Raw genomic sequence first — 24769 nt, forward strand, 5'->3', positions numbered from 1 at the left:
GCGTCAGGCGTGTTCGGGCGGCGTGAATTCCGACGTGCGCGTCATCCCCGCGGCGCGGCCCTTGGCCGAAATCACCAGTGCCATCTTGCGACTCGCCTCGTCGATCATCTCGTCGCCGAGCATGACGGCGCCCCGCCCTCCTCCGGCGGCCGAGGTGTGGAACGCGTACGCGTCCAAGATGAGTTCTGCACGGTCGTAATCGGATTGGCGCGGACTGAACACCTCGTTGGCCGCCTCGATCTGCGTGGGATGCAGAACCCACTTGCCGTCGAAGCCGAGCGCTGCCGTCCGCGCCGCCGACCGAGTGAAAGCCTCGACGTCGCGAATCTGGAGGTACGGACCGTCGATCGCCTGGACGCCGTGTGCACGTGCGGCCATCAAGATGGTCATCAGGATGTGGTGATACGCGTCACCGCGGTCGTAGCCGTCCGGTTGCTCACCGACGACCAGAGTTCGCATGTTCAAGCTCGCCATGAAGTCGGCCGGGCCGAACACGAGTGCCTCGACGCGGGGACTCGCGGTGGCGATCGCGTCGATGTTGGTCAAGCCGATCGCGTTCTCGATCTGCGGCTCGATTCCGATCTTGCCGACCTCGAGACCGTTGGCCTTCTCGACCTGCGTCAACAACAAATCGAGTGCCTGGACGTGACTCGCGTCGGGAACCTTGGGCAGCAGAATGGCGTCCAGATGCGCTCCGGCGCGGCCGACCACCTCCACGACGTCGGCATACGTCCATTCGGTCGTCCAGTCGTTGACTCGGACGACCTTGACCTGTTTGCCCCACCCGTCCTCGGCCAACGCGTCGCCGATCGACTCTCGTGCCGCCTGCTTCGCCAACGGCGCCACCGCGTCTTCGAGGTCGAGGAAGATCTCGTCGGCGGGCAATCCCTTCGCCTTGTCGATCATCTTCCGACTGCTGCCGGGAACTGCCAATACCGATCGACGGGAACGGTTGCGTGAAGTCATTGCGGACTGCCCTTCTCGATTTTCGGTGGCGCCGTTGCAGATTTTGACGCTGGACGAATTAGCCTTGCAATCATGGCAGCAGCAGGCAAGGTATTTGCAGCCAGGCTTGCCGGCCTGGTTGTGCTCGGCCCGGACGGCGAATCGATCGGTCGTGTGCGCGACGTCGTCATCACGGTCCGTATCGGACGCCAGCAACCGCGGGTTCTCGGTCTGGTGATCGAAATGTTCACGCGCAAACGCATTTTCGTTCCGATGCTCCGCGTGACAGCCATCGAGCCGAGTGCGGTCACCCTGACCACGGGCAACGTCAGTTTGCGGCGCTTCAACCAGCGGCCGGGTGAAGTACTCGCGCTGGCGCAGGTACTCGATTCGCATGTGCGCGTGGACGACCCGGAACTCGAGGAGCTTCACGGCGTCGACACGATAGTCGTCGACCTCGGGATCGAATCGACGCGAACGCGAGACTGGGTCGTCTCGAAGGTCGCCGTTCGCGGCCATCGCGGACGCCTCGGTCGACGCGCGGCGATTCACATCGTCGACTGGCAGCACGTCGCCGGCCTCACCCAGAGCGATCTCTCGCTCCCCGGCCAGGGCGTAGCTCACCTCCTTCTGCAGTACGAAGGGATGCGACCCGCCGATGTGGCCAACGCCATGCGCGAACTGCCGGAGAAGCGCCGCCACGAACTGGCCGTGGCACTCGACGACGAACGCCTCGCCGACGTCGTGCAGGAACTGCCGGCGGACGACCAGACCGATCTGCTGATGCACCTGGAAGTCGAACGCGCCGCCGATCTACTCGAAGCGATGGATCCCGACGACGCCGCCGACCTGTTGGGCGAGCTGCCCGAGACCGAAGCCGAATCACTGTTGCAGTTGATGGACCCGCAGGATTCCGAACCTGTTCGACGCCTGCTCGAGCACTCCCCGGACACTGCCGGTGGTCTGATGACGCCCGAACCGGTGGTACTGACGGCCTCGACGACCGTCGCCGAGGCCCTTGCCCGCGCCCGCAACTACGACGTGACCCCGGCGCTGTCGAGCATGGTCTTCGTCGTACGTCCGCCGACGGCGACTCCGACCGGGCGGTATCTCGGCTGCGTCCACTTGCAGAAGCTTCTCCGCGAGCCTCCCGCCAGCCTGGTGGGCGGAATACTCGACACCGACATGCCCCGGTTGGCGCCGGACGACTCGCTGGCGTCGGTCACCCGATACTTCGCGACCTACAACTTGGTGTGCGGGCCGGTCGTGGACGACGAGAACCACCTGATCGGGGCCGTGACAGTCGACGACGTGCTCGATCACCTCCTGCCGGAAGACTGGCGTGAGGATTACTCCGACGACGAGGAACTACTCCGATGAGCGAACGGGCGTCGAGCACGACCGCACGGCAACGACTGGAAACGCCTCGCGGAAGCCGCCGGTTCAATCTCGATTTCGACGTCGAAGCTGTCGGACGCGTCAGTGAACGCATCGCCCGCTTCCTCGGTACCGGGCGTTATCTCGCGATCCAGACGATCATCGTGATCGTCTGGATCCTGATCAACGTGTTCGCGGTGGCGCTGCAGTGGGACCCGTATCCGTTCATCCTGCTCAACCTCGCCTTCTCCACCCAGGCCGCCTACGCGGCGCCGCTGATCCTCCTGGCCCAGAATCGTCAGGAGAATCGCGACCGGGTCTCGCTCGAGGAGGACCGCTCACGCGCCGAGCAAACCAAAGCGGACACTGAATTCCTCGCTCGCGAACTCGCAGCTCTGCGTATCGCCGTCGGCGAGGTCGCCACCCGCGACTACCTGCGGCGGGAGCTCGAGGAGATCAAGTCGATCCTTGCCGCCGACGGCGAACCGACCCCGAAGAAGAAGCACCGTGACTCGAATACTGCGAAACAAAGTCACAACTAGCTGAGCGTTCGCTGAGTTTTGCTGCACGCACCGTGACCGATATGTAACGTAAGTCACAGCAGGATGGATTATCACGGTGGGTACTCCGAGGCGGGAGCACCAGCAAAGGGGAATCGTGCGAGTACGCGGAATGATTGCAGCATCCACACTGGTGGGGGGACTGCTTGTCGTAACAGGTCCAGCCGCCCTCACGGCCGGAAGCGCACCATCCGGCGGGTCGCAGGTCCCCATCGCCCTCGCAGGCTCCGCCTCCGTTGCGCAGCCGGACTCTGTCGACTTCCTCCCGACGCCCCGCACCGTCCGAACGCAACGATCGGCCCCACCCAGCGATACGGTCGCCGGCGCTCCGGCAGCGCCCAACGCTGCGGCCGTCGTCCTCACCTCTCTGGGCATCCCCGAGATCGTTCTGAACGCGTACCGCTCCGCCGAACTGGTGATGATGACCGAGGCGCCGGGCTGCGGCATCCCCTGGCATCTCCTGGCCGGCATCGGACGCATCGAATCCGGTCACGCCAACGGCGGCAAGACGACGTCGGTGGGTACGACGGTCACCCCGATCCTCGGCCCCGTCCTCGACGGACGGTTGGCAGGCAACGAAGTCATTCGGGACACCGACAAAGGCGCGATCGACGGCGACCCGACCCACGACCGCGCTGTCGGGCCGATGCAGTTCATTCCGGCCACCTGGGCCGGTTATGCCAGCGACGGCAACGGGGACGGAATCAAGGACCCCAACAACGTCTTCGATGCGGCGCTCTCGGCAGCGAAGTACCTCTGCAGCGGCGGCCTCAACCTGCGCGATGTCGCCCAGGAGACCAAAGCTGTTCTGCGGTACAACAACTCGGCCGCCTACGCGGCAAACGTGATCATGTGGTCGACGGCATACAAGAACGGTGTCATTCCTTCCGGCCAGCTCCCGTACACCACCGGCATCAACACCGGCAGCTCGGCGATCAACGCCGCCGCCTCGGCAGACTCCGCCGCTTCGGCCGTTCTCGCCGCTGCTGCAGCTACCGACCCGGCGGCAGGCGACAAGGAATCTGCGTCGACGACGCCGACTCCGACCACCACCCCTCTCTTCCCAGGTCTGCCCGACATGCCCGCGCTCTCACCCGAGATCCAGGCACTGATCCCGCCGGGAGTAACGCCGACCAGCCCCACTCCGGGACCCAACGCCGCCCGGAACGCGGCTCCCGGTCCGATCATCCCGCTCCCCGTCCTCACCTCACGGGGTCTCGTCTGGCCGATTCTGACGGCTGAGGGATGGCGCTGGCCCGACGACATGTGCGTAATCCTTCCGGATCCAGCAGCACTCGACGCCTTGCAGGACGGCATCCTTCTGCCGTGCACGGTCCCAGGCATGGCAGTAGCCGCCACGGCACCCGCCACCACCGACGCAGCGCCCGCGGAATCTTCGCCGCCGGCTGCCCCGTCGCCTGAGCCCGCTCCGTCACCCGCACCGGCCCCCGCACCGGAACCTGCCCCGGCCCCGGCTCCGGCATTCGCGCCGTTCTTCCCGGGCCTGCCCGGCATGCCCGCTCTGTAACCAAAAAATCACGAAAGAACAGTGCATATGCCCCAAACTGCCCTTCTAGATCACGGTTGAATAACGGAAGCGCAACAAATCAGGTAGCCTCGACTCCGTCAGTTGAACGGAAAACCTCCTCGCGGAGGTTCAGGAGGCATACACAGTGGGTCGGCACAGCAAGAAGACAGATTCGCACATCCGTCGAAATTCGGTCATCGCGCTCACCGGACTCATCCCTATCGGACTCGTCACCGCAGCCAACACGGCCGGCGCCGCTCCCAAGGTTCCGTTCTTCAACACCAGCTCCGCCGAAACGGTGGACACTGCCGCGCAAGCCACGCAGGAACCGCAAGCGCAGATTCTGCCCGCCGTCGAAGCAATCGCCGAGCCCGCTCCCGCCCCCGCGCCGGAACCCGCGCCGTTGGCTCCCGTGCAGGCGACTCCCCCGCTCCCAGCCTCCATGGCCGAGGGCGCACTCGGAATCCCGAGCGTGAGCGTCGCCGCATACCAGAACGCCGAGCGGATCCTCGCCGTCGAGAAGCCCAACTGCAACATGCACTGGACACTCCTGGCCGGTATCGGCCGCGTCGAATCCGGCCACGCCAACGACGGCAAGGACGCCGACGCGAACGGCAACCTCTACAAGCCCGTGATCGGCCTGCCACTCAACGGCAGCCTTCCCGGCCAGGCCGTCATCATGGACACCGACGGCGGCGCCCTCGACGGCGACACCGTCTACGACCGCGCGGTCGGCCCGATGCAGTTCATCCCGTCCACCTGGAACCAGTACGCCGGCGACGGCAACGGTGACGGAATCGCCGACCCCCAGAACCTTTTCGACTCCGCATTGACCACCGGCAAGTACCTGTGCGACGGCGGACTCAACATGCAGGACGTCACTCAGGTTGCCTCCGCGATCCACCGCTACAACAACTCGGCCGCCTACGTTGCCAACGTTCTGGCCTGGTCGCTCGGGTACTCCACCGGCATCGTGCCCGCCGCATCGGACCTGCCGCGCATCCACTGACCTACCTGGACTTACCATGGAGTCATGTCTGTACTGACCGAGTCCGACGTTCGCTCCGCGCTCGCGCGAGTTCTGGACCCAGAGATCCGCAAACCCATCACCGAACTGGGGATGGTCAAGGGGATCTCCCTCTCCAGTGACAACAGCGTCGACATCGGCATCTATCTCACGACCGCCGGTTGCCCGATGCGCACCGAGATCACCGAACGCGTCACCAAGGCCGTCGCCGACGTCGCCGGGGTCGGTGCGATCCGCGTCGAACTCGACGTCATGGACGACGCCCAGCGGACCGAGCTCCGCAAGTCGCTTCGCGGCGATTCCGCCGAACCCGTCATCCCGTTCGCCCAGCCGGGTTCACTCACCCGCGTCTACGCCGTAGCCTCCGGCAAGGGTGGCGTCGGAAAGTCCAGTGTGACAGTCAATCTCGCGGCAGCAATGGCCGCGCGCGGGCTGTCTGTCGGCGTACTCGACGCGGATATCTACGGTCACTCGATCCCCCGCATGCTCGGCACCGACGCCAAGCCCACTCAGGTCGAGCGCATGATCATGCCGCCGGTTGCACACGACGTGAAGATGATCTCCATCGCGCAGTTCACCCAGGGCAACACTCCTGTCGTCTGGCGCGGACCGATGCTTCACCGCGCACTCCAGCAGTTCCTCGCCGACGTGTTCTGGGGCGATCTGGACGTGCTGCTGCTCGATCTGCCGCCCGGCACCGGTGACATCGCCATCTCGGTGGCTCAGCTCATCCCGAGCGCCGAGATCCTGGTCGTCACCACACCGCAGCAGGCCGCTGCCGAGGTCGCCGAGCGAGCGGGCGCCATCGCCCTGCAGACCCGCCAGCGCGTCGCCGGCGTCGTCGAGAACATGTCGTGGCTCGAACTTCCCGACGGCACCCGCATGGACGTATTCGGCGAAGGCGGCGGGCAGACCGTCTCCGATCGCCTCACGAAGGCCGTCGGCGCCAAGGTTCCGCTTCTCGGACAGATTCCGCTGGACCCGTCCGTCCGCGAGGCAGGCGACGCCGGGACGCCGATCGTCCTCAGCGCTCCCGATTCACCCGCGGCCATCGCACTCAAGGACATCGCCGACAAGTTGGCCGTCCGTCAGCGCGGGCTGGCCGGAATGTCGCTCGGTATCAATACGGTTCGCAACTTGTAGAACCCCGCATGCGAAAGGGCGCCTGTCACCGATCGGTGACAGGCACCCTTTCGCATATCGAATCTAGGTTGCGTCGAAGTCCACAGGAGGACGTTCGCCCGCGGTGAGTGGCTTGTCCTTCGACAGCGTCTTCGGCTCCTGCACTCCGCTCTGCGGCTTCTTGTCGAAGTTGCCCGTGAAGATGGAGTCGTCGCCGTCGAGAAGGTGCTGGGTGATCACAGCGCGCGGCGTCATTCCGCGCAGCTTGTTCAGATCTGCGAGTGGTTTACGCAGATCCTCGAAATCGGTGCCCAGTTCTTCCTTGAGCTGATTGGAAGCGCCCGAAGCATATTCGCGCACCTGCCTCAGGGACTTCGTGACCCAGGAGACCGCACCAGGAAGCCGCTCAGGTCCCAAGATGACCAGAGCCGCTACGAGGAGGATCATGAACTCGCCCCAACCGATGTTGCCAAACACAGGGTCAGCCTACTGTGTGCTCGCTCGGTGCGCGCATGTCCGGATCAACCTCACAGGAAGATCGCAGGGTCCGATCAGTCGGACACAGGCGTGACCGAAATGTCGACCTGCCGTCCGTCGCGGATCAACTGGACGTTGACCGGCTGATCGACGGTCGTCGCGTTGACCGCAACCACCAGTTCGTCGGCACTCGTCACCGGTCGGTCACCGACCTTGACGATGACGTCACCCTCGACGATCCCCGCACGTTGAGCTGGGCTGCCGTCGCGGACGTTGGCCACCGCAGCACCGCTGGTCGCGTCGTTGACCGCGGTGCGGGCATTCACGCCGATGTCGGGGTGATGAACCTTGCCGTCGCGAATGATGGTCTGCGCCACCTCGGTGACCGTATCGATCGGAATCGCGAAGCCGAGCCCGACCGAACCACCGGACTCGCTGAGCATGGCCGTGTTGATACCGATGACGCGGGCTTCGTCGTCGACGAGTGCACCACCCGAGTTGCCGTGGTTGATCGCCGCATCGGTCTGGACGGCGTCGATGACGGCGTTGGTGTCGGTGCCTTCACCCGACAAACGCAGAGGCCGGTTCAGCGCACTGACGATCCCGCGGGTGACGGTCTTGCTCAATCCGAGCGGTGAGCCGACGGCGACGACGTCGTCGCCGACCTGAACATCCTCGGATTTTCCGAGCTGAGCGACCGTCAGATTGTTGGCCGACACCTTGAGCACCGCGAGGTCTGTCTTGACGTCACGTCCGACGATCTGGGCGTCGGTCTTGGTTCCGTCGGAGAAGATCACCTGGATCTTCGCGTCCTGAGCAGGCGGTACGGCCGAGGAGATCACGTGGTTGTTGGTGACGATGTATCCGGCGCCGTCGATGACCACACCGGAACCCGTACTGCCCTGGTCACCGACGGCGACCTGAATCGACACCACGGAAGGCAACACTGCGTCGGCGACCTTCGCCACCTGCGACTCCGGCTGTTCACCGCCGCCGGATTGAACGAGCGTGACACGTGAGCTGGTGAGTGAACTGCGATCGGCGGTGATGACAGTGGCGAGCAAGCCGCCGACAAGAGCGATGACAAGTGCCATGCCCGCGAGCGCGGCCAGTGCCGAGGGGGCGACCTTGCGACCGAACAGCAGCTCACGCACGTCGAGCTTCTGGGCGGGAGGCAACTGCACCGGCGCCTCGGACTCTGCAGGCTTGCCCAGCGAAACCTCGGATTCAGGATCGCGCCACGGATCACGCGGGGGTTCTTCGTCGGGTGTGTTGTTCGCCGACGCCTCGGGATCGCGACCGATCGACTCGGTGGCGTCAGCGGGTCGACCGAACGCTTCGGCCAGAACTGGGTCCGGATTCCCGATCACGACATCGGAAGACGGGGTCGATCGCGTGGCAATCGGAGTGAACGAGCCCTCGACTCCACTCGGTCGACCGAACACCTGGCGCGAGGCCGGATCGATCTGAGGTCGGTACACCGGCCGAGGATCGAGCACCGGCGCATCTGCCGGTCGATCCGCCGAACCGCTTGCCGAAGAATCCGAGCTCACTCCGGAATGCCCCCTCTTTCCGTCAGTCACGTTGTCCAGTATCACTGATCCGTGCCGGGAAGCTGGCGCGCGGCGTCATTTGCGCCAGCGCGCGCGGCGTCATTTGCGCCAGCGACGGGACAACCGCTTGCTGATGGTGGAAAAGCCTGCGGGCTGATTGCCGACGGAACCGTCGGCGTTTTCCGAATTGGGTCCGGTGGTCGGACTGTTGCACGAGGGAATCTGACTGAGAAGTCCAACCAGGGACAACGGCATCGTCATCTCGCCGCTTCGACGCAGCGCACCACGTGCCTGCTGCTGAGCATCGACGGCCGCAGCGCACTCGGCGCAGATCGAGATGTGATGCGAGGCCCGCAAGTAGGCCTGCATTCGGAGTTCTCCGTCGACGTAGGCAGCGATTGCCTCGCTGGCCAGATGTTCGGTCGAACCGAACTGGCGATGTGCCCGCGCCTCCGTCATTCGTCCCTCCAGGTGATTGACCACGTCCCGCTCTGTAGCTCGAACCCGACCGTCAGAAACCGACGAGTTCGGATTCGGCTGCGCGCTGCGCTGCCAGATGATCACGAATCGCCTGTCGCCCACGATGGATACGGCTACGAACCGTTCCGAGCTTCACTCCCAGTGTGGCACCGATTTCCTCGTACGACAGACCTTCGATGTCACAGAGCACAACAGCGGCGCGAAATTCAGGTGCGAGTGAGTCGAGTGCGGCCTGCAGACCTGCGTCGAGGCGCGCGTCGTGGTAGATCTGCTCGGGGTCCGGACCGGGTGAGGGAACGCGGTCGTAGTCCTCGGGCAGCGCTTCCATACGGATGCGGTTGCGTCGGCGAACCATGTCGAGGAACAAGTTTGTGGTGATGCGGTGCAACCAGCCCTCGAAAGTTCCGGGCTGATAATCGGAGAGCGAGCGGAACACCCGAATGAAGGTGTCCTGCGTCAAGTCCTCGGCGTCCTGGGCATCGCCTGACAACCGGTAGGCCAGGCGGTACACCCGGTCACCGTGCTGACGCACGAGTTCGTCCCAAGACGGCATGGAGGACTTCTCACCAGTTGCATCGAACACAGCAGTGCCGATCAATTCGGAATCCACAGCCGATTCCGTCGTCAAAACTTCCGACTCTCGAGGGCGAGGCTCGTCGTTGACCTGGTAAATAAGTTGATCCTCCTGCTCGGGATCGCGTAGTTCGATCACCGCGTTGTCCGAATCACGTAATGCGCGATATTCGGGAGAACCAGCCGTTGCTGTGATTTGTTCCCGATCACCGAGCTGCGAAAGACCAACTTGGTAAAAATCGATACCGCCGTGCGATCTTCGATCCGGCGATGTATACACCTTTTCTCATCGCGGTGTGCACGCCATATGAGGAGCCTGAGGGATTCCTGAGAATCCTGGTGACTGCGCGCCTTGCAGCGACAATCCGAACCGCCCGATAACCTCATGAGCGTGACCCACGCCGAACAGATACTCCGCCACGTCGAGGACGTAGTTTCCGAGGACGAGATTTTGACCGCGGCGCGAGATCGAGCGCTGGATCTCGGAGCCCATCCGGTGACGCCCGCCGTCGGTGCGACGCTCGCGATGTTCGCGAGGATGCTCGACGCGAAGACGGCCGTCGAGGTGGGTACCGGAGCCGGCGTGAGCAGCCTGTGGCTTCTGCACGGAATGCGCGACGACGGCGTCCTGACCACGATCGACAGTGAACCCGAACACCAGCGGGCGGCCAAGCTGACCTTCCGCGAAAGCGGAATCGCTCCGGCACGCACTCGCCTGATCAACGGACGGGCTCTCGACGTACTTCCCCGGCTCGCAGACGGCGGCTACGACCTGGTGTTCGTCGACTGCGCCGCGATCGACCACCCCCACTACGTCCGCGAAGGTGTCCGCCTGCTGCGCTCCGGCGGTGTCATCGTTCTGCACAACGCCCTGGCCGACGGCCGCGTTGCCGACAGCTCCGCTCGCGACGCGACAACGGTTGCGGTCCGAGAAGCAGCAAAGGCCGTGACCGAGGACGAGCGACTCATTCGAGTCCTCCTCCCCCTCGGCGACGGCCTCCTCTGCGCGAGCAAGCTCTAGATCCAGACGCCCTTACCGATGGCGACGACGCCACCCTGACTGACGGCAAATCGTTCGCGGTCACGTTCGAGATCGACGCCGATGATTTCGCCGTCACCGACCACGACGTTCTTGTCGAGGATCGCGCGCCGCACGACGGCGCCCTTGCCGATGCGCACACCCGGCATCAGCACGCTGCCCTCGACGGTCGCACCGTCCTCGATCATCACGTTGGAACTGAGTACCGAATTGCGCACGGTCGCCGCGGACAGGATCGACCCCGCACCGACCACTGATTCCTGAGCGAGTCCGCCCTTCACGAACTTGGCGGGCGCGAGATTCTCGGTGGCGCCGCGGATGGGCCAGCGACGGTTGTAGAGATTGAAGATCGGGTGCACCGACACGAGGTCCATGTGAGCGTCGTAGAAGGCGTCGAGGGTACCGACGTCACGCCAGTAACCGCGGTCTCGATCGGTAGCGCCGGGAACGACGTTGTCCTTGAAGTCGTAGACCGACGCCTCACCCGCCGCGACCAAGGCGGGAATGATGTCTCCGCCCATGTCGTGGTCGGAATCGGAGTTCTCGGAATCAGCCCGGATGGCGTCCACGAGCACTTTGGTGGTGAACACATAGTTACCCATGGACGCGAACGTGGAATTTGGGTCGTCCGGTGTGCCGGGAGGATGGGCGGGCTTTTCCAGGAACTGCGTGATGCGTCCGGACTCGTCACTGTCGATGCAGCCGAAAGCGAAAGCCTCACTTCGCGGTACACGAATACCCGCGACCGTCACGCCTGCCCCGGATTCGATGTGGTGCTGCACCATCTGTTCCGGATCCATCCGGTACACGTGGTCGGCACCGAAAACCACGATGTACTCGGGGTCCTCGTCGTAAACGAGATTGAGCGACTGCAGGATTGCGTCGGCGCTGCCGGTGTACCAGCGCGGCCCGAGCCGCTGCTGGGCCGGCACCGGAGTGATGTACTCACCCGCGAACCCGGACAATCGCCACGTCTGCGAAATGTGACGGTCGAGTGAATGTGACTTGTATTGCGTCAACACACAAATACGCAGATATCCCGCGTTGACAAGGTTGCTCAACACGAAGTCGATAAGTCGATATGCACCTCCGAAGGGCACTGCGGGCTTCGCTCTGTCCGCGGTCAGCGGATACAAGCGTTTGCCCTCGCCCCCGGCGAGCACGATTCCAAGCACATGCGGCTGGCTTCTCACACCGCTAACCTATCCGCACTGGTGAACTCCCGCTAGCGAAGCAGTCCGAGAGGTCCGATCGTGTCCCCCTCCGAACGGTCGGGGATAACGCGATCGGTAGCCGGATCGACCACGGGCGGTTAGGTTTAGCGCGTGCGAGTCGCAATGATGACCAAGGAATACCCGCCGGAGATCTACGGCGGTGCAGGAGTACACGTAACCGAGCTCGTCGCTCAGATGAAGCGGTTGTGCGAGGTCGACGTGCACTGCATGGGCGCCCCGCGCGAAGGCGCGATCGTCCACTCTCCCGACCCCGCTCTCGCCGGATCCAACCCAGCCTTGACGACGCTCTCCACCGAGCTGCGGATGGCGGACGCCGCGGCCGGTGTCGACATCGTCCACTCCCACACCTGGTACACCGGACTGGCCGGGCATCTCGCGTCGGCTCTCTACGACGTGCCGCACATCCTCACCGCGCACTCACTCGAGCCCAGACGCCCGTGGAAGGCCGAACAGCTAGGCGGCGGCTATCGGATCTCGTCGTGGTCCGAACGCAACGCCGTCGAGCACGCAGACGCGATCATCGCCGTCAGTTCAGGTATGCGACTCGACGTCCTCGACGCGTACCCCGCCGTCGATCCGAGTCGCGTTCACGTAGTGCGCAACGGAATCGACACCGAGGTATGGCATCCCGGGGGATCTGCGCCGGGAGCGCCGTCCGCACTCGCGTCGATCGGCGTCGACCCCGCAAAACCCATCGTGGCCTTTGTCGGACGGATCACGAGGCAGAAGGGCGTCGGGCACCTCGTCGCGGCAGCACACCACTTCGACCCGGAGATTCAGCTCGTGCTGTGCGCCGGCGCTCCCGATACGCCGGAGATCGCCGCCGAAACGGAGAAGGCAGTGGCCGAACTCGCCAGACATCGGGGCAATGTCTACTGGGTGCGCGAGATGCTCCCGACCGAGCAGATCAGGGAAATACTCTCGGCAGCAACGGTATTCGTCTGCCCTTCGGTGTACGAGCCCCTCGGAATCGTCAATCTCGAAGCCATGGCGTGTGAGACCGCCGTGGTCGCTTCCGATGTCGGCGGTATCCCCGAGGTGGTCGCCGACGGCGTCACCGGTCGACTCGTGCACTACAACGCCTACGAGCCGAACGCATTCGAGGAATCACTCGCTGCCACCGTCAATGCCGTTGTCGCCGACCGAGAAGGCGCCGACGCGATGGGTCGTGCGGGCAGAATCCGTGCTATCGACGAGTTCTCCTGGGCCGAAATCGCCAAGCAGACGCTCGAGGTCTACGCGGACGCCGTCACGAGACGCTGATCCGCGTCAGATCTTGCGATAGGTCGAGACCGTCGCCGACGCGGTGACGGTGCTCGGCTGCGGCAGCTTCGCCACGGCGGCAGCCAGATCGGCGGGCGTCAGGTGCCTCGCCGACGGTCCCATCCCCACCAAGTCGAGGACGTCCTGGTGTGAGAGTGACATCGTGAACTCGACCTCGTCGCTGCTCACGCGCTCGAACAAGCCGGCCATCGACGATTCGAGACGTTCCACCTTGCGATCGTCGACCTTGACCATCTCGAGAATGTCGATCAGCTCGCGCAGATGCCTGTCGGTGGGCGTCAGGACCACCAGAACGCCGTCATCGGCGAGAACTCGATGGGACTGCGGACCGTTGCGTGGAGCGAACACACAGAGCACGTGGGAGAGCACTCCGTCTCGAATCGGAAGTGGTTGCCAGACGTCCGCGACGATCGAGCCGATCCTTTCGTGGATCTTCGCCGCTCGCCGTGCCGCGAACTTGGACACGTCCAAGGCTATTGCCCGAGAATCAGGCAGCGAATCCACGACGTGTGCGAGGTATTGTCCTGTGCCTGCACCGATTTCGACGATCCGCGCAGGATCCGCCCCTGCCGTCGTCGCGCAGGCCCGGGAAACGGCATCCATCAGCGGGCCGAAGTGGCCGGCGCCGAGAAGTCGTGCACGCGCGGCGATCATCTCGGCACTGTCGCCGGTGAACTTCGTGGCACCGCCACTGATCAGGCTCACGTAACCCTGGCGAGCCACGTCGAATCGATGTCCGCGATCGCACTCGGCGGCGCCGTCCACCAATTCCAACTCAGCAGCGCACTGCGGGCAGGACAGTAGATCGACCACGGCGGCAAGCATTGATCCGTCCTTTCGGCTACCGGCGGTGCGCACACTTCAGGCCCCGTACCGAAACGGATACGGAGCCTGCGTGCAATCACGTGCTGTTGTTCGTACTGCTACAACCTGGACCCGACTAGCTGGTGACGTTCGTGAGTTCCACACCGAGCGCTGCAGCTTCATCCGGGGTCAGCTCGACGACGAGGCGTCCGCCACCCTCGAGTGGAACCCGCATGACGATTCCTCGTCCCTCTTTGGTTGCTTCGAGGGGACCGTCCCCGGTCCGGGGCTTCATGGCCGCCATCCTCTGCTCCCTCCAGATCTGCGCTGCATTGCTCTGCGCCTCGACTAACGGTGCGCCCCGCCAACAATCAGCGAGGCTCGTACCCTCCATTGTTCCCTATGGATGCAGGAACCGGGAATCTGAGTCACATTTAGGGGTGTTCAGTCGACCGTCACACCTGCGCCGGAACCCAGCAATCAGCCACGTGATCGTCGACCATTCCGGTAGCCTGCATGAGCGCATAAGCCGTGGTAGGACCCACAAACTTGAACCCGCGTCGCTTGAGTTCCTTAGCCATGGCAGTCGACTCGGGAGTGACCGCCGGAACCTCTGCAATTGATGTCAGTCGTCTGGTGCGTCGAGGCGGCGAGAACGACCAGAGTAACGAATCGAGGTCCAGATCGGGTGAATTCACGAGCACTCGGGCGTTGGAAATCGTCGCCTCGATCTTCGCGCGATTGCGGACGATCGCGGCATCGGAGAGCAATCTCTCCACATCCGCAACTCCGTACGCTGCGACCTTGTCCGGATCGAACCCGTCGAAGGCTTCGCGGAACGCCTCGCGTTTGCGCAGAATCGTGATCCAAGAAAGCCCCGATTGGAATGCTTCGAGGGCGAGCCGCTCGAACAGTTCGTCGCGCCCGTGCAGCGGACGCCCCCACTCCTCGTCGTGATAGTCGCGGTACAGCGAGTCACCGGGCGTCTCGACCACCCAGCCGCACCGAACCAGTCCGTCTGCCATCAGCCCTGGGAATCCTTCGCTTCGGATTCGGTCTCAGGCGCCTCCTGCGTTGCTTCGGCCTTGGCCGGAGCATCCACCTTCACCAGAACCTCGGACTTCTCGTCACGGCCCAGTTGCGCACGCAGAGAATCGATTTCCAACCCGAGGCGATGCAGGGCCCAATCCACTTCACTCGCCTTGTATCCACGCAACACCTGCTGAAAACGAAGAGCGTCGACATCCGCCCCGGTGACGTCCTCTGCCGGGAGTACGGTCGCCGTCGTGCCAGGAGGCAGCGGCGGCAGCTCTTCCGAGCGCCCGAACACAGCGCTGGCGGCGAGGAAGATCATCGCGCCGACCAGTGCCATGACAATCAGGTACAGGAGGATCGTCATCATGAACCGATACTCCCATACCCGAGTGTGAGCGGTCAGACCCCCGCGGTGCGCACTATCGAATTCATCGGGGGTCGATCGAGTAGCGAAACCTCAGTGGTCTCGGGCACGAAAGAATCGCCGTCGACCAGGAATTGGGTCAACCCGGCACCCGAATCCTCGATCCCGCACCGCCGGAGCATCGTTCCGATGATCTGCCGGCTCATCACGCCGAGGTCGGCGAGCGGCCGGTTGCGATGCTTGCGCACACCGAGATTGACCTGACCGATCGCCGCCAGCCCCAACGTGTCGTACGTGTCGAGCAGAAGGCCGATCTCGACGCCGTAGCCGGGCGCAAACGGAACAGCGGACAGCAGCTCACGGGTGCCCGCGTATTCACCGCCCAATGGTTGCAGTACCGACGTGAGTTCGGGCCGCAGCGCAGCCAACATGGGCCGCGCAACCAATTCCGTGACTCGTCCGCCGCCGTTGGCGTCCTCCGTGCCGCTCACGCGCAGCGGACGGCGGTAGTAGCCCTTCACCAGATGGATGCCGTCCACCGTGAGCAGCGGCCCCAGCAGTTTGGGCACGAACGCCGGATCGGGATTGATGAGATCGGAGTCGACGAATGCGATCAGATCGCCGGTCGTTGCGGCGACCGAACGCCACAGCACCTCACCCTTGCCCGCGGTCGGCGGGATGGACGGGACTGCGCTCTCACGACTGATCACCGTCGCCCCCGCCGCGCGAGCACGCTCGGCGGTACGGTCGGTCGAACCGGAATCGAGAACGATCAACTCGTCGACCAAACCACCGAGCAACGGGTGAATGGTGTCGACCACCGCAGCAACGGTGTCCTCTTCATTGAGCGCGGGCAACACCACCGAGACGGTTCGGCCACCCTTCGCCCGTTCGAGTTCGGCGACCGTCCAACTCGGATGGTCCCAACTGTTGGCTTCTGCCCATACGCGGGTCGGGCCCGCACCGGTGATGCTCATGCCAGACCTCGAACCGTACGTACCGGGGCACGGCGTCCCTGGATCGCGGCCACCATGTCGACTACTCGACGGGTGGACGCCACCTCGTGAACACGGAACACCCGGGCGCCGCCAGCCGCGGCCATTGCTGTCGCTGCCAATGTTCCCTCCAACCTCTCGGAAAGCTCCACACCAAGAGTCTCCCCGATGAAGTCCTTATTGCTCAGCGCCATCAGCACTGGCCACCCGGTGTTTACAAGAACGTCCACTTTTCGCAACAACTCGAGCCCGTGGAAGGTGTTCTTACCGAAATCGTGAGTGGGATCGATCAGAATCGCGTCACGCGGCACTCCGAGTGCCAGGGCGCGTTCTGCCGCCGACACGACCTCGGTGACCACATCTGCGACGACGTCGTCGTAGCGGACACGGTGCGGACGGGTGCGCGGAACCGCGCCACCCGTGTGCGAGCAGACGATCCCGGCACCAGTCTCGGCGGCAACCAGGACGAGGTCGGGATCCGCACCCGCCCACGTGTCGTTGATCAGGTCGGCGCCTTCGTCGCGTGCCAGCCGTGCGACGCCGCTCCGCCAGGTGTCGACGCTGATGATCAGCTCGGGGTACTTGGCTCTGATCGCGGCGACAAACGGAACCACCCGCCTGACCTCTTCGTCGGCGTCGACGAGGTCACCTGGCCCGGCTTTCACTCCCCCGATGTCCACCAGATCGGCGCCCTCGTCGACGGCCCTGTCGACGGCAGCCATCGCTGCCGAATCCGAGAACGTCGCGCCCTGGTCGTAGAAGGAATCGGGAGTGCGGTTGACGATCGCCATCACCAATGCACGGTCGACCGCGACCGGACGCCCACACAGGGTGGGCGCCGGACCTGGCTGCGCGGTAGAACCGGAGAGTGAAGACATGCCACTCATACTGGCATGACGGAACTCGGTCTAGCCCTTGGGTACCGAGCCCGCCGCGACCTTTCCGACGTATTCGTCGTACGAGTCCACGTAACCACCCTCGCGGCCTTCGAGAACGTGCAGAGTGTCGGCGCCGACGTCGTAACCCTCGTTGCGCAATTCCACCTTGCGCGACTTGAAAGTGCTGGTGTGTTCGAGTGAGTCGACGATGCGGATGAACAGCGGGACCGCGTAGTTGGGGAGCTTGCCGTAGAGGTGAGCCGCGACTTCACTGCCCTCGAAACTCTGACCGTCCCGTAGCTTCACCGCCGCCATGCCCGCACGACCGTCGGTGCCCGGAATCTCGACGCCGTAGACAACTGCTTCCTCGACGGCCGGGTGCGAACTCAGCGCACCCTCGACCTCCGTGGTGGCAACGTTCTCGCCCTTCCAACGGAAGGTGTCGCCGAGACGGTCGACGAAGGCGACGTGGCCCCATCCCTGCTTGCGCACCAGGTCTCCGGTATCGAACCAGGTGTCGTCGTCCTTGAATCCGCCGCGCACCAGCTTGCTGTTGCTCGCGGCTTCGTCGGTGTAACCGTCGAAAGGCGCTCGGTCGGTGACCTTCGACAGCAGGAGCCCGACCTGACCCGTGGACACCTTGCGAAGGCGACCGTCGGCTCCACGCAACGCTTTTCCGGTGTCCTCGTCGAACTCGACGACGGCGTGCGGCAACGGACAGATCCCGGCCGTCTTGTCGACGTTGAGTGCGTTGACGAACGCGATGTTGCATTCGCTCGCACCGTAGAACTCGGCGACGCGGGGAATGCCGAAGCGCTGGGTGAATTCGGCCCAGATCTCCGGGCGCAGACCGTTACCCACCATCAGCCGAACAGCATTGTCGCTGTCGGTCGGCTTGACCGGCTGGTTGAGCAGATAGCGGCACAGTTCGCCGATGTAGGTGAACGCGGTCGCCTTGTTGAGTGCGATGTCGTCCCAGAACCGCGAGGCGGAGAACTGACGTCCGATCGCGATTGTCGCGCCGGACGCGAGCACCGAGGACAGCGAGACCGTCAACGCGTTGTTGTGGTAGAGCGGCAGGCAGCAGTACAGAGTGTCCGAGCCGCGCAAGCGCACACCCATCAACCCGAGGCCCGACATCGACTTCAGCCAACGGAAGTGAGTCATCAAGCTGGCCTTGGGCATTCCCGTGGTACCCGAGGTGAAGATGTAGAACGCCTTCTCCTTCGCGAGCACCTCGGCGGTGACCGCCGGGTTGGCGGCATCAGCCGTCTTCGCCAGATCCGCGAGTTCACTGACGAGAAGCTGCTTCGGTCCGGTAAACCCCGCCGGCAAGGATTCGAGGGCCTCTTCGCACTCGTCGGCGACCACCAGGACGCGCGCGTCGAGCAGCGTAAGGCTGTGTGCCAGAACGTCGTCGCGCTGGTTGTAGTTCAACATGCCCGCAGCCGCGCCGAGTTTGACGGCGGCCAACGCGATCAGCAGGGCTTCGGGGGTGTTCTTTGCCAGCACTCCGACGACGTCTCCGCGGTCGACTCCTCGTCCGCGGAGGACGTCGGCGTAGCGGTTCACCAGTTCGTTGGCCTCCGCGTAACTGGTCGCGTGGCCCTCGAACCGGATGAACGGGCGCGACGGGTGCGCGTGCGCGGCCTTCTGGAAGATCAACCCGATCGATTCCTTGGCCGAAGGCTTGCGGGTGAGCCCGGCGGCCCCCCGCGCCAGGATCGGCACCTCGGTGATCATCGACGGCAGTTTTGCCGCCAGATCCAGCAGGCCGACGGTCGAACGGGCTTCCGAACTCATGGCTCCCCTAACACGTATCCGGCGCCCATTCGGCCGCCCAGTCTGCGGCCACCTTACTGCACGGTAATAAAGCCCGCCATGCCCCAGGTCAGGGTTTCACGCAGGCGTCTGATCAGGATCTGACGCACGCGTCGAGCGCAGCCTCGACGTCCGTCCGCACCAACAGAGTGTCCAACGCCTGACGCCCGACGAAGCCGGTCCCGTCGAGCTTGTTCAACCACTCGAGCAGGCCGGTGAAGTGCCCGACGGGATCGAGCATCACCACTGGCTTCTCGTGTATTCCGAGGTAGCCGGCGGTCCACGTCTCGAACAGCTCTTCCAGCGTCCCGATTCCGCCCGGCAGCGTGATGAACGCGTCGGCGTGATCTTCCATCAGCTTCTTGCGCTCGCGCATGGTGTCCGTGACGATCAGCTCGTCGGCATCGACGTCGGCTACTTCCTTGTGCACCAGGGCCTTCGGAATGACGCCGACGGTCCAGGCGCCCGCCGCGCGGGCCGACTCGGCGACAGCGCCCATCATCGAGACGTTGCCACCGCCCGAGACCAACTGCCATCCGCGTCGACCGATCGCGGTTCCCACTTCTGACGCCAACGCCAGGAACGATTCGTCCACCGGACCCGACGCGCAGTAGACGCAGATCGAGTACTTCTTGTCGGAATCGGTCACCATTCTTCTTCTTTCCCCAGATCTGCGGCCTCGTCGACGCCCTTGTCGGCGTTGAGGACGATTCGTACTGCTTCTTCCACGCTGTCGGTGACGTGCAGCAAGTTCACGTCACCTTCGGAAATCTTGCCGTCACGCTCGAGGGTGCCGCGAATCCAGTCGACGAGTCCGGACCAGTACTCGGTACCGAACAGGACGATCGGGAAGCGCGTGACTTTGTGGGTCTGCACCAGGGTGAGTGCCTCGAACAGCTCGTCGAGTGTTCCGAAGCCACCCGGCAGGCAGATGAATGCCTGGGAGTACTTCACGAACATCGTCTTGCGTGCGAAGAAGTACCGGAAGTTGATTCCGAGATCCACCCACTCGTTGAGTCCCTGCTCGAACGGCAGCTCGATGCCGAGACCGATCGAGTATCCGCCCGCCTCGCTGCAACCGCGGTTGGCAGCTTCCATGACTCCCGGTCCACCGCCGGTGATGACGGCGTATCCGGCTTCGGCCAAAGCCGTTCCCAGCTCACGGCCGGATTGGTACTCGGGATGATCGACCGTGGTGCGTGCCGAACCGAACACCGTCACCGCACGCGGGACCTCGGCGAGTGCGCCGAAACCTTCGATGAATTCGCTCTGGATACGCAGCACACGCCACGGATCGGTGTGTACCCAGTCCGTGGGTCCGCGCTTGTCGAGCAAGCGCTGATCGGTCGTGGTCTTCTCGTCTTTGCGCTTGCGTCGAAGCTGAACGGGCCCGCGGTGCTTGATCGACGAGCTCTGCTTCTTCGAAGCCGAATTCTTCTCTGGTGCCATGCGGCAAGGCTAACGGTCAGGCCGACAGATACTTCCTCAGCACGGCCGCGACGTCGGTGATCTGCTGCACCGGAACGTGCTCGTCGCGCTTGTGTGCGAGGTTCGGATCACCCGGTCCGTAGTTCACGGCAGGAATGCCGAGCGCCGAGAACCTGGACACGTCGGTCCACCCGTACTTCGCACGGAACTGACCACCGGCCGCCTCGATCAGGGCGGCAGCGGACGGGTTCGCCAAGCCAGGCAGCGCGCCGGGTGAGGAGTCGGTGACCTCGAATCCGAGGCCCAGACCGTCGAACACTTCGCGTACGTGCGACTCGGCTTGCGCCTCGCTGCGATCGGGCGCGAATCGGAAGTTGACGTCCATCTCGGCTTCGTCCGGGACGACGTTTCCGGCGACCCCGCCAGAAATCCGCACCGCCGACAAACCTTCGCGGTAGCCGCAACCGTCGATGTCGACCGAGCGCGGCTGGTAACTCGACAACCGCTCCAACGCACCGCCGAACTTGTGAATGGCGTTGTCCCCCAGCCAGGACCTGGCCGAATGTGCGCGAGTTCCCGAAGCCGTCAACCGAACCCGCATCGTGCCCTGGCACCCGGCCTCGATGAAACCGGCCGTCGGCTCACCGAGAATTGCGACGTCGGCCGCGAGCCATTCCGGGATCTCGCGTTCGATCCGTCCCAGGCCGTTGAAGGTTGCGGCGATCTCTTCGCAGTCGTAGAAAACCAGGGTCAGATCGTGGGCCAGGTTCTCGATGGTGGCCGCCAGGTGCAGAAAGACCGCATCGCCCGACTTCATGTCCACGGTCCCGCAGCCGTGCAGGATGTCGCCGTCACGCCGCGAAGGGACATTGTCCGCGATGGGCACCGTATCCAGATGTCCGGCGAGCATGACGCGACTGGGCAAACCACGCGAGGTCCGCGCCAACACGGCGTTGCCGTTGCGGATGATCTCGAAGCCCGAAGTCTGCTCACGCAGAGCATCCTCGACGGCCTGCGCGATGACGGATTCGTCGTGCGAGACGCTGGGGATGTCGACCAGGGCGGCCGTCAAGTCGATGGGGTCCGAAGCAAGATCGAGGATGCTCACACGCACCAGCCTAGGCCGGTGCACCCACCACCCAGTAATCTCTAGTCCCGTGAGCGCACAGGGAGCAACAGCAGTAGGTATCGCCAACGTGACCGCGGACGGAACCGTCCTCGACACCTGGTTCCCGGCACCGGAGCTGGGAACATTCGACAAGACCGGTACCGAGAACGTCGAGGGAACAGACATTCCTTCCGATCTTGCACTGCTGGCAGGCACTGACGACGCTCGCGAGGTCTCGCAGGTCGTCGTCCGCACCACCATCGCCGATCTCTCCAAGGCACCGGTCGACGCACACGACGTCTACCTGCGCCTCCACCTCCTCTCGCACCGTCTCGTCGCACCCCACGGCGTCAACCTCGACGGCCAGTTCGGCCTGCTCAGCAACGTCGTGTGGACCAACTTCGGCCCGTGCGCCGTCGAAGGCTTCGAGCAAGTTCGCTCGCGTCTGCGCATCCGCGGCGTCGTGACCGTGTTCAGCGTCGACAAGTTCCCCCGCATGGTCGACTACGTCGTGCCGTCCGGAGTCCGTATCGGTGACGCGGACCGTGTCCGACTCGGTGCGCACCTCGCCAGCGGAACGACCGTCATGCACGAAGGCTTCGTCAACTTCAACGCCGGCACCCTCGGTAACTCCATGGTCGAAGGCCGCATCTCCGCGGGCGTCGTCGTCGACGACGGATCCGATGTTGGCGGCGGCGCCTCCATCATGGGCACCCTCTCCGGCGGCGGCAAGGAAACCATCTCCCTCGGCAAGCGCTGCCTCCTCGGTGCCAACGCCGGCCTCGGTATTTCACTCGGCGACGACTGCGTCCTCGAAGCGGGCCTCTATGTCACCGCGGGCACCAAGGTCACCGGCCCGGACGGCACCGTCGTCAAGGCCAAGGAACTCAGCGGCAAGTCGAACCTTCTCTTCCGTCGTAACTCGGTCTCGGGTGCCGTCGAGGTCGTGCCGTGGAAGGGCACCGGCGTCGAACTGAACGCTGCTTTGCACGCCAACGACTGATGACTGACACCGACGTCTCCGACGGAACAACCACTGCTCTCGGCCACGGTCTCAAGGTCCGCCATCTGACGATGATGGGCCTGGGCTCGGCCATCGGCGCCGGCCTGTTCCTCGGAACCGGCGTCGGTATCGCCAAGGCCGGCCCGGCCGTCCTGATCTCCTACATCCTTGCGGGCGCCGTCGTGGTGTTCGTGATGCGCATGCTCGGTGAGATGGGAGCCGCGATCCCGGCCAGCGGTTCCTTCTCTCACTACGCGCGCCTGGGGATCGGCGAGTGGGCCGGCTTCGTGATGGGCTGGCTCTACTGGTTCATGCTGATCATGGTGCTGGGTGCCGAGATCACCGGAGCCTCGGCGATCGTGAACGACTGGGTGCCGTCGATCCCGCAATGGGTTGTCGCCCTGGTATTCGTGGTGTTCTTCGCCGTGGTGAACCTGGCCAAGGTCAGCAACTTCGGTGAGTTCGAGTTCTGGTTCGCCGCAATCAAAGTCACCGTCATCATCGCCTTCCTCGTCATCGGTGTCCTGCTGGTGTTCGGCATCCTCCCCGATACCGATCCGGTCGGTACGAGCAATCTGTTCGGGCAGGGCGGCTTCATGCCCAATGGGTTGTCCGGCATTGCCGCAGGACTGCTCGTCGTGGCGTTCGCCTTCGGTGGGATCGAGATCGTCACCATCGCCGCAGCCGAATCCGAGAATCCGGAACGCTCCATCGCCGTCGCTGTCCGCTCCGTGGTGTGGCGCATCAGCGTCTTCTACATCGGTGCCATCTCCATCATGGTTCTGGTGCTGCCCTGGAACGACCCCGAACTCGAGAGCGGCCCGTTTGTGGCCGTCTTGAACAAGGCGAACATTCCGGGCGTTGCCGGGTTCATGGAACTGGTCGTCGTAGTGGCTTTGCTGTCCGCGTTCAACGCCAACATCTACGGCACCTCTCGGATGGCGTTCTCACTTTCGCGCCGCGGCGACGGACCCGCTTTCATGGCGAAACTGTCGAGCACCGGAGTTCCGACCAATGCCGTTCTGCTGTCGGTGTTCTTCGGCTTCGTCAGCGTCCTGCTCAACTGGCTGCTCCCCGACGACCTGCTCGGCATCCTGCTCAACGCAGTCGGCGCCGCGCTGCTCGTCATCTGGATCTTCATCGTCGTCTCGCATCTGCGACTGCGTAAACAACTCGAAGCGTCGGGCAAGCTGACAGTTCGTATGTGGCTGTTCCCGTATCTGAGCTACGCGACTCTCGCGATGCTTGGCGTCTTCGTCGTCCTCATGCTCTTCGACGCCGATGCCCGTGCACAGTTGATCTCGACCACCGTGTTGTTCCTCGTGATCGCGGCATTGGGTTTCCTGAACGCCCGTTGGCGTAAGCAGAATCAGCCCGCCTGATCCGTTCGCCTATGCATCCCGCCTGTTCACGACGACGATGCTGAGGCCGAATACGACGAGCACGAAGAGGGCGAAGTAGACCAGGCTGCCCCAGGGTCCCCAGTGGAAGTCGACGCTACCGCCGGAACCGAGAAAGTTGTTGGCGTTCATGAACGGCAGGAACGGCATGATCTTCTCGCCGGTACTTCCGAACAGGTTGAAAAGATTCTCGATCAGCAAGGGCCACAACAGCAGTAATGCGATCGCACCTGCAGACTGCCGGAGCAACGCGCCCACTCCTACGGCTAGAACTACGCAGAAGAACGCGTAGATCGGTGTTCCGTAGACGACCCGCCAGTTATCGTCGCCAGACAGAGTCAAGAATCTTCCGGCGTCACCTGATGTGGCCTTCGTGAGAGCGAAAGCGCCGAACGACAATACGAGAGTCAAGACCGCTCCGAAACCACCGATGAGGCCCGCTTTGGCGATGAGCACCGAAGCGCGGTTCGGAACTGCCTGGAATGTTGTTCGGATTGTCCCGAAGCGATATTCGCTGGTGATCGCGAGAGCCGCCATGATCATCAGAACCAACACACCGAAGCCGGTCACTCCACTGAGCGCCCCCGACACTGTCGGCATCATTGCACCATTGGGGCTACTGAGCGACGACTTGGCGCTCAGTCCGAAAACCGTAGCGAGTCCCAACCCGAGCACGATGATGATGATCGTGCACCACAACGGTGATTTGGTCGTGGTGATCTTGATACGTTCA

Annotated in this window: 26 protein-coding genes; 9 read left to right on the forward strand and 17 right to left on the reverse strand. The window is 64.0% G+C overall.

All coding sequences use genetic code 11. From position 1 onward, the window contains the following. Positions 1-3: 3 nt before the first annotated feature. A complete protein-coding gene (locus H7C86_RS19610; protein ID WP_020908461.1) occupies positions 4-966 on the reverse strand; it encodes a CoA ester lyase in 963 nt (320 codons plus the stop codon). 72 nt (positions 967-1038) lie between these two features. On the opposite strand from H7C86_RS19610, the gene H7C86_RS19615 reads away from it, so the two are divergent. The 5 genes from H7C86_RS19615 (at position 1039) to H7C86_RS19635 (ending at position 6580) form a co-directional block, all read left to right on the forward strand. Beyond that, on the forward strand, positions 1039-2325 hold the full coding sequence (locus H7C86_RS19615; protein WP_019749352.1) for a magnesium transporter MgtE N-terminal domain-containing protein: 1287 nt from the start codon (positions 1039-1041) through the stop codon (positions 2323-2325). Further along, a complete protein-coding gene (locus H7C86_RS19620) occupies positions 2322-2864 on the forward strand; it encodes a DUF1003 domain-containing protein (RefSeq protein ID WP_003945067.1) in 543 nt (180 codons plus the stop codon). The genes H7C86_RS19615 and H7C86_RS19620 overlap by 4 nt, the downstream gene beginning before the upstream one ends. Positions 2865-2994: 130 nt before the next feature. Then, on the forward strand, positions 2995-4410 hold the full coding sequence (locus H7C86_RS19625) for a lytic transglycosylase domain-containing protein (RefSeq protein ID WP_182262096.1): 1416 nt from the start codon (positions 2995-2997) through the stop codon (positions 4408-4410). A gap of 145 nt (positions 4411-4555) precedes the next feature. Further along, positions 4556-5419, forward strand: coding sequence for a lytic transglycosylase domain-containing protein (locus tag H7C86_RS19630; protein ID WP_003945171.1), 864 nt, complete (start codon positions 4556-4558; stop codon positions 5417-5419). A 24-nt stretch (positions 5420-5443) separates the two neighbouring features. Then, the gene (locus H7C86_RS19635) at positions 5444-6580 is read left to right on the forward strand and encodes an Mrp/NBP35 family ATP-binding protein (RefSeq protein ID WP_003945178.1); all 1137 of its coding nucleotides are present in this window, start codon (positions 5444-5446) and stop codon (positions 6578-6580) included. Positions 6581-6643: 63 nt separating this feature from the next. Here the strand turns inward: H7C86_RS19635 and tatB are convergent, their stop codons facing one another. From tatB to sigE, 4 genes are all read right to left on the reverse strand, one after another. Further along, positions 6644-7036, reverse strand: coding sequence for a Sec-independent protein translocase protein TatB (gene tatB / locus H7C86_RS19640; protein WP_003945177.1), 393 nt, complete (start codon positions 7034-7036; stop codon positions 6644-6646). Positions 7037-7110: 74 nt separating this feature from the next. Continuing rightward, positions 7111-8589 carry a S1C family serine protease gene (locus tag H7C86_RS19645; RefSeq protein WP_047889716.1) on the reverse strand — a complete coding sequence of 493 codons (1479 nt, stop codon included), beginning with the start codon at positions 8587-8589 and terminating at the stop codon, positions 7111-7113. A 99-nt stretch (positions 8590-8688) separates the two neighbouring features. Then, positions 8689-9048 carry a hypothetical protein gene (locus H7C86_RS19650; protein WP_020970204.1) on the reverse strand — a complete coding sequence of 120 codons (360 nt, stop codon included), beginning with the start codon at positions 9046-9048 and terminating at the stop codon, positions 8689-8691. 52 nt (positions 9049-9100) lie between these two features. Continuing rightward, a complete protein-coding gene (gene sigE, locus H7C86_RS19655; protein WP_029255812.1) occupies positions 9101-9697 on the reverse strand; it encodes an RNA polymerase sigma factor SigE in 597 nt (198 codons plus the stop codon). A 330-nt stretch (positions 9698-10027) separates the two neighbouring features. Between sigE and H7C86_RS19660 the strand changes: the two genes are divergently transcribed. Then, positions 10028-10663, forward strand: coding sequence for an O-methyltransferase (locus tag H7C86_RS19660; RefSeq protein ID WP_007736091.1), 636 nt, complete (start codon positions 10028-10030; stop codon positions 10661-10663). Here the strand turns inward: H7C86_RS19660 and glgC are convergent. After that, complete coding sequence (glgC, locus tag H7C86_RS19665; RefSeq protein ID WP_003945185.1) at positions 10660-11874, reverse strand: glucose-1-phosphate adenylyltransferase; 1215 nt, start codon at positions 11872-11874, stop codon at positions 10660-10662. The two genes, H7C86_RS19660 and glgC, sit on opposite strands and share 4 nt — an antisense overlap. A gap of 132 nt (positions 11875-12006) precedes the next feature. Here glgC and glgA point away from each other — a divergent pair, with 132 nt between their 5' ends. Continuing rightward, positions 12007-13179 carry a glycogen synthase gene (gene glgA / locus H7C86_RS19670; protein WP_070386685.1) on the forward strand — a complete coding sequence of 391 codons (1173 nt, stop codon included), beginning with the start codon at positions 12007-12009 and terminating at the stop codon, positions 13177-13179. A 6-nt stretch (positions 13180-13185) separates the two neighbouring features. Here the strand turns inward: glgA and H7C86_RS19675 are convergent, their stop codons facing one another. The 10 genes from H7C86_RS19675 to dapE form a co-directional block, all read right to left on the reverse strand. Then, entirely contained in the window at positions 13186-14025 is an 840-nt protein-coding gene (locus H7C86_RS19675; protein WP_020970207.1) for a putative RNA methyltransferase, read from the reverse strand. A gap of 115 nt (positions 14026-14140) precedes the next feature. Then, a complete protein-coding gene (locus H7C86_RS19680; RefSeq protein ID WP_003945169.1) occupies positions 14141-14308 on the reverse strand; it encodes a DUF3117 domain-containing protein in 168 nt (55 codons plus the stop codon). Between the two features lie 151 nt (positions 14309-14459). Then, positions 14460-15029 carry a DNA-3-methyladenine glycosylase I gene (locus H7C86_RS19685; protein WP_019749361.1) on the reverse strand — a complete coding sequence of 190 codons (570 nt, stop codon included), beginning with the start codon at positions 15027-15029 and terminating at the stop codon, positions 14460-14462. Next, complete coding sequence (locus H7C86_RS19690) at positions 15029-15406, reverse strand: DivIVA domain-containing protein (RefSeq protein WP_020908467.1); 378 nt, start codon at positions 15404-15406, stop codon at positions 15029-15031. The genes H7C86_RS19685 and H7C86_RS19690 overlap by 1 nt, the downstream gene beginning before the upstream one ends. 32 nt (positions 15407-15438) lie before the next feature. Beyond that, the gene (locus tag H7C86_RS19695) at positions 15439-16380 is read right to left on the reverse strand and encodes a glucosyl-3-phosphoglycerate synthase (protein WP_019749363.1); all 942 of its coding nucleotides are present in this window, start codon (positions 16378-16380) and stop codon (positions 15439-15441) included. Further along, positions 16377-17276: a dihydropteroate synthase gene (folP, locus tag H7C86_RS19700; protein WP_069146321.1), complete on the reverse strand. Its 900-nt coding sequence runs from the start codon at positions 17274-17276 to the stop codon at positions 16377-16379. Before folP ends, H7C86_RS19695 begins: the two co-directional genes overlap by 4 nt. 30 nt (positions 17277-17306) lie before the next feature. Beyond that, on the reverse strand, positions 17307-19079 hold the full coding sequence (locus H7C86_RS19705; RefSeq protein ID WP_019749365.1) for a long-chain-acyl-CoA synthetase: 1773 nt from the start codon (positions 19077-19079) through the stop codon (positions 17307-17309). Between the two features lie 112 nt (positions 19080-19191). Beyond that, positions 19192-19749, reverse strand: coding sequence for a TIGR00730 family Rossman fold protein (locus H7C86_RS19710; RefSeq protein WP_182262097.1), 558 nt, complete (start codon positions 19747-19749; stop codon positions 19192-19194). Continuing rightward, positions 19743-20546, reverse strand: a complete 804-nt coding sequence (locus tag H7C86_RS19715) for a TIGR00730 family Rossman fold protein (protein ID WP_003945176.1) — start codon at positions 20544-20546, stop codon at positions 19743-19745. The genes H7C86_RS19710 and H7C86_RS19715 overlap by 7 nt, the downstream gene beginning before the upstream one ends. Before the next feature lie 16 nt (positions 20547-20562). Next, positions 20563-21633 carry a succinyl-diaminopimelate desuccinylase gene (dapE, locus tag H7C86_RS19720; RefSeq protein ID WP_021332795.1) on the reverse strand — a complete coding sequence of 357 codons (1071 nt, stop codon included), beginning with the start codon at positions 21631-21633 and terminating at the stop codon, positions 20563-20565. 49 nt (positions 21634-21682) lie between these two features. On the opposite strand from dapE, the gene dapD reads away from it, so the two are divergent. Both dapD and H7C86_RS19730 read left to right on the forward strand, forming a co-directional pair. Next, the gene (gene dapD / locus H7C86_RS19725) at positions 21683-22636 is read left to right on the forward strand and encodes a 2,3,4,5-tetrahydropyridine-2,6-dicarboxylate N-succinyltransferase (protein WP_019749368.1); all 954 of its coding nucleotides are present in this window, start codon (positions 21683-21685) and stop codon (positions 22634-22636) included. Next, positions 22636-24018, forward strand: coding sequence for an amino acid permease (locus H7C86_RS19730; protein ID WP_020908472.1), 1383 nt, complete (start codon positions 22636-22638; stop codon positions 24016-24018). The genes dapD and H7C86_RS19730 overlap by 1 nt, the downstream gene beginning before the upstream one ends. Positions 24019-24027: 9 nt before the next feature. On the opposite strand, the gene H7C86_RS19735 is transcribed toward H7C86_RS19730, so the two are convergent. Further along, positions 24028-24769: ABC transporter permease (locus H7C86_RS19735; protein ID WP_182262098.1), on the reverse strand; the 742-nt coding region annotated here is incomplete at its 5' end.

This window comes from Rhodococcus sp. UFZ-B548 (assembly GCF_903819475.1).
GTDB classification, from domain to species: Bacteria; Actinomycetota; Actinomycetes; order Mycobacteriales; family Mycobacteriaceae; genus Rhodococcus_F; species Rhodococcus_F erythropolis.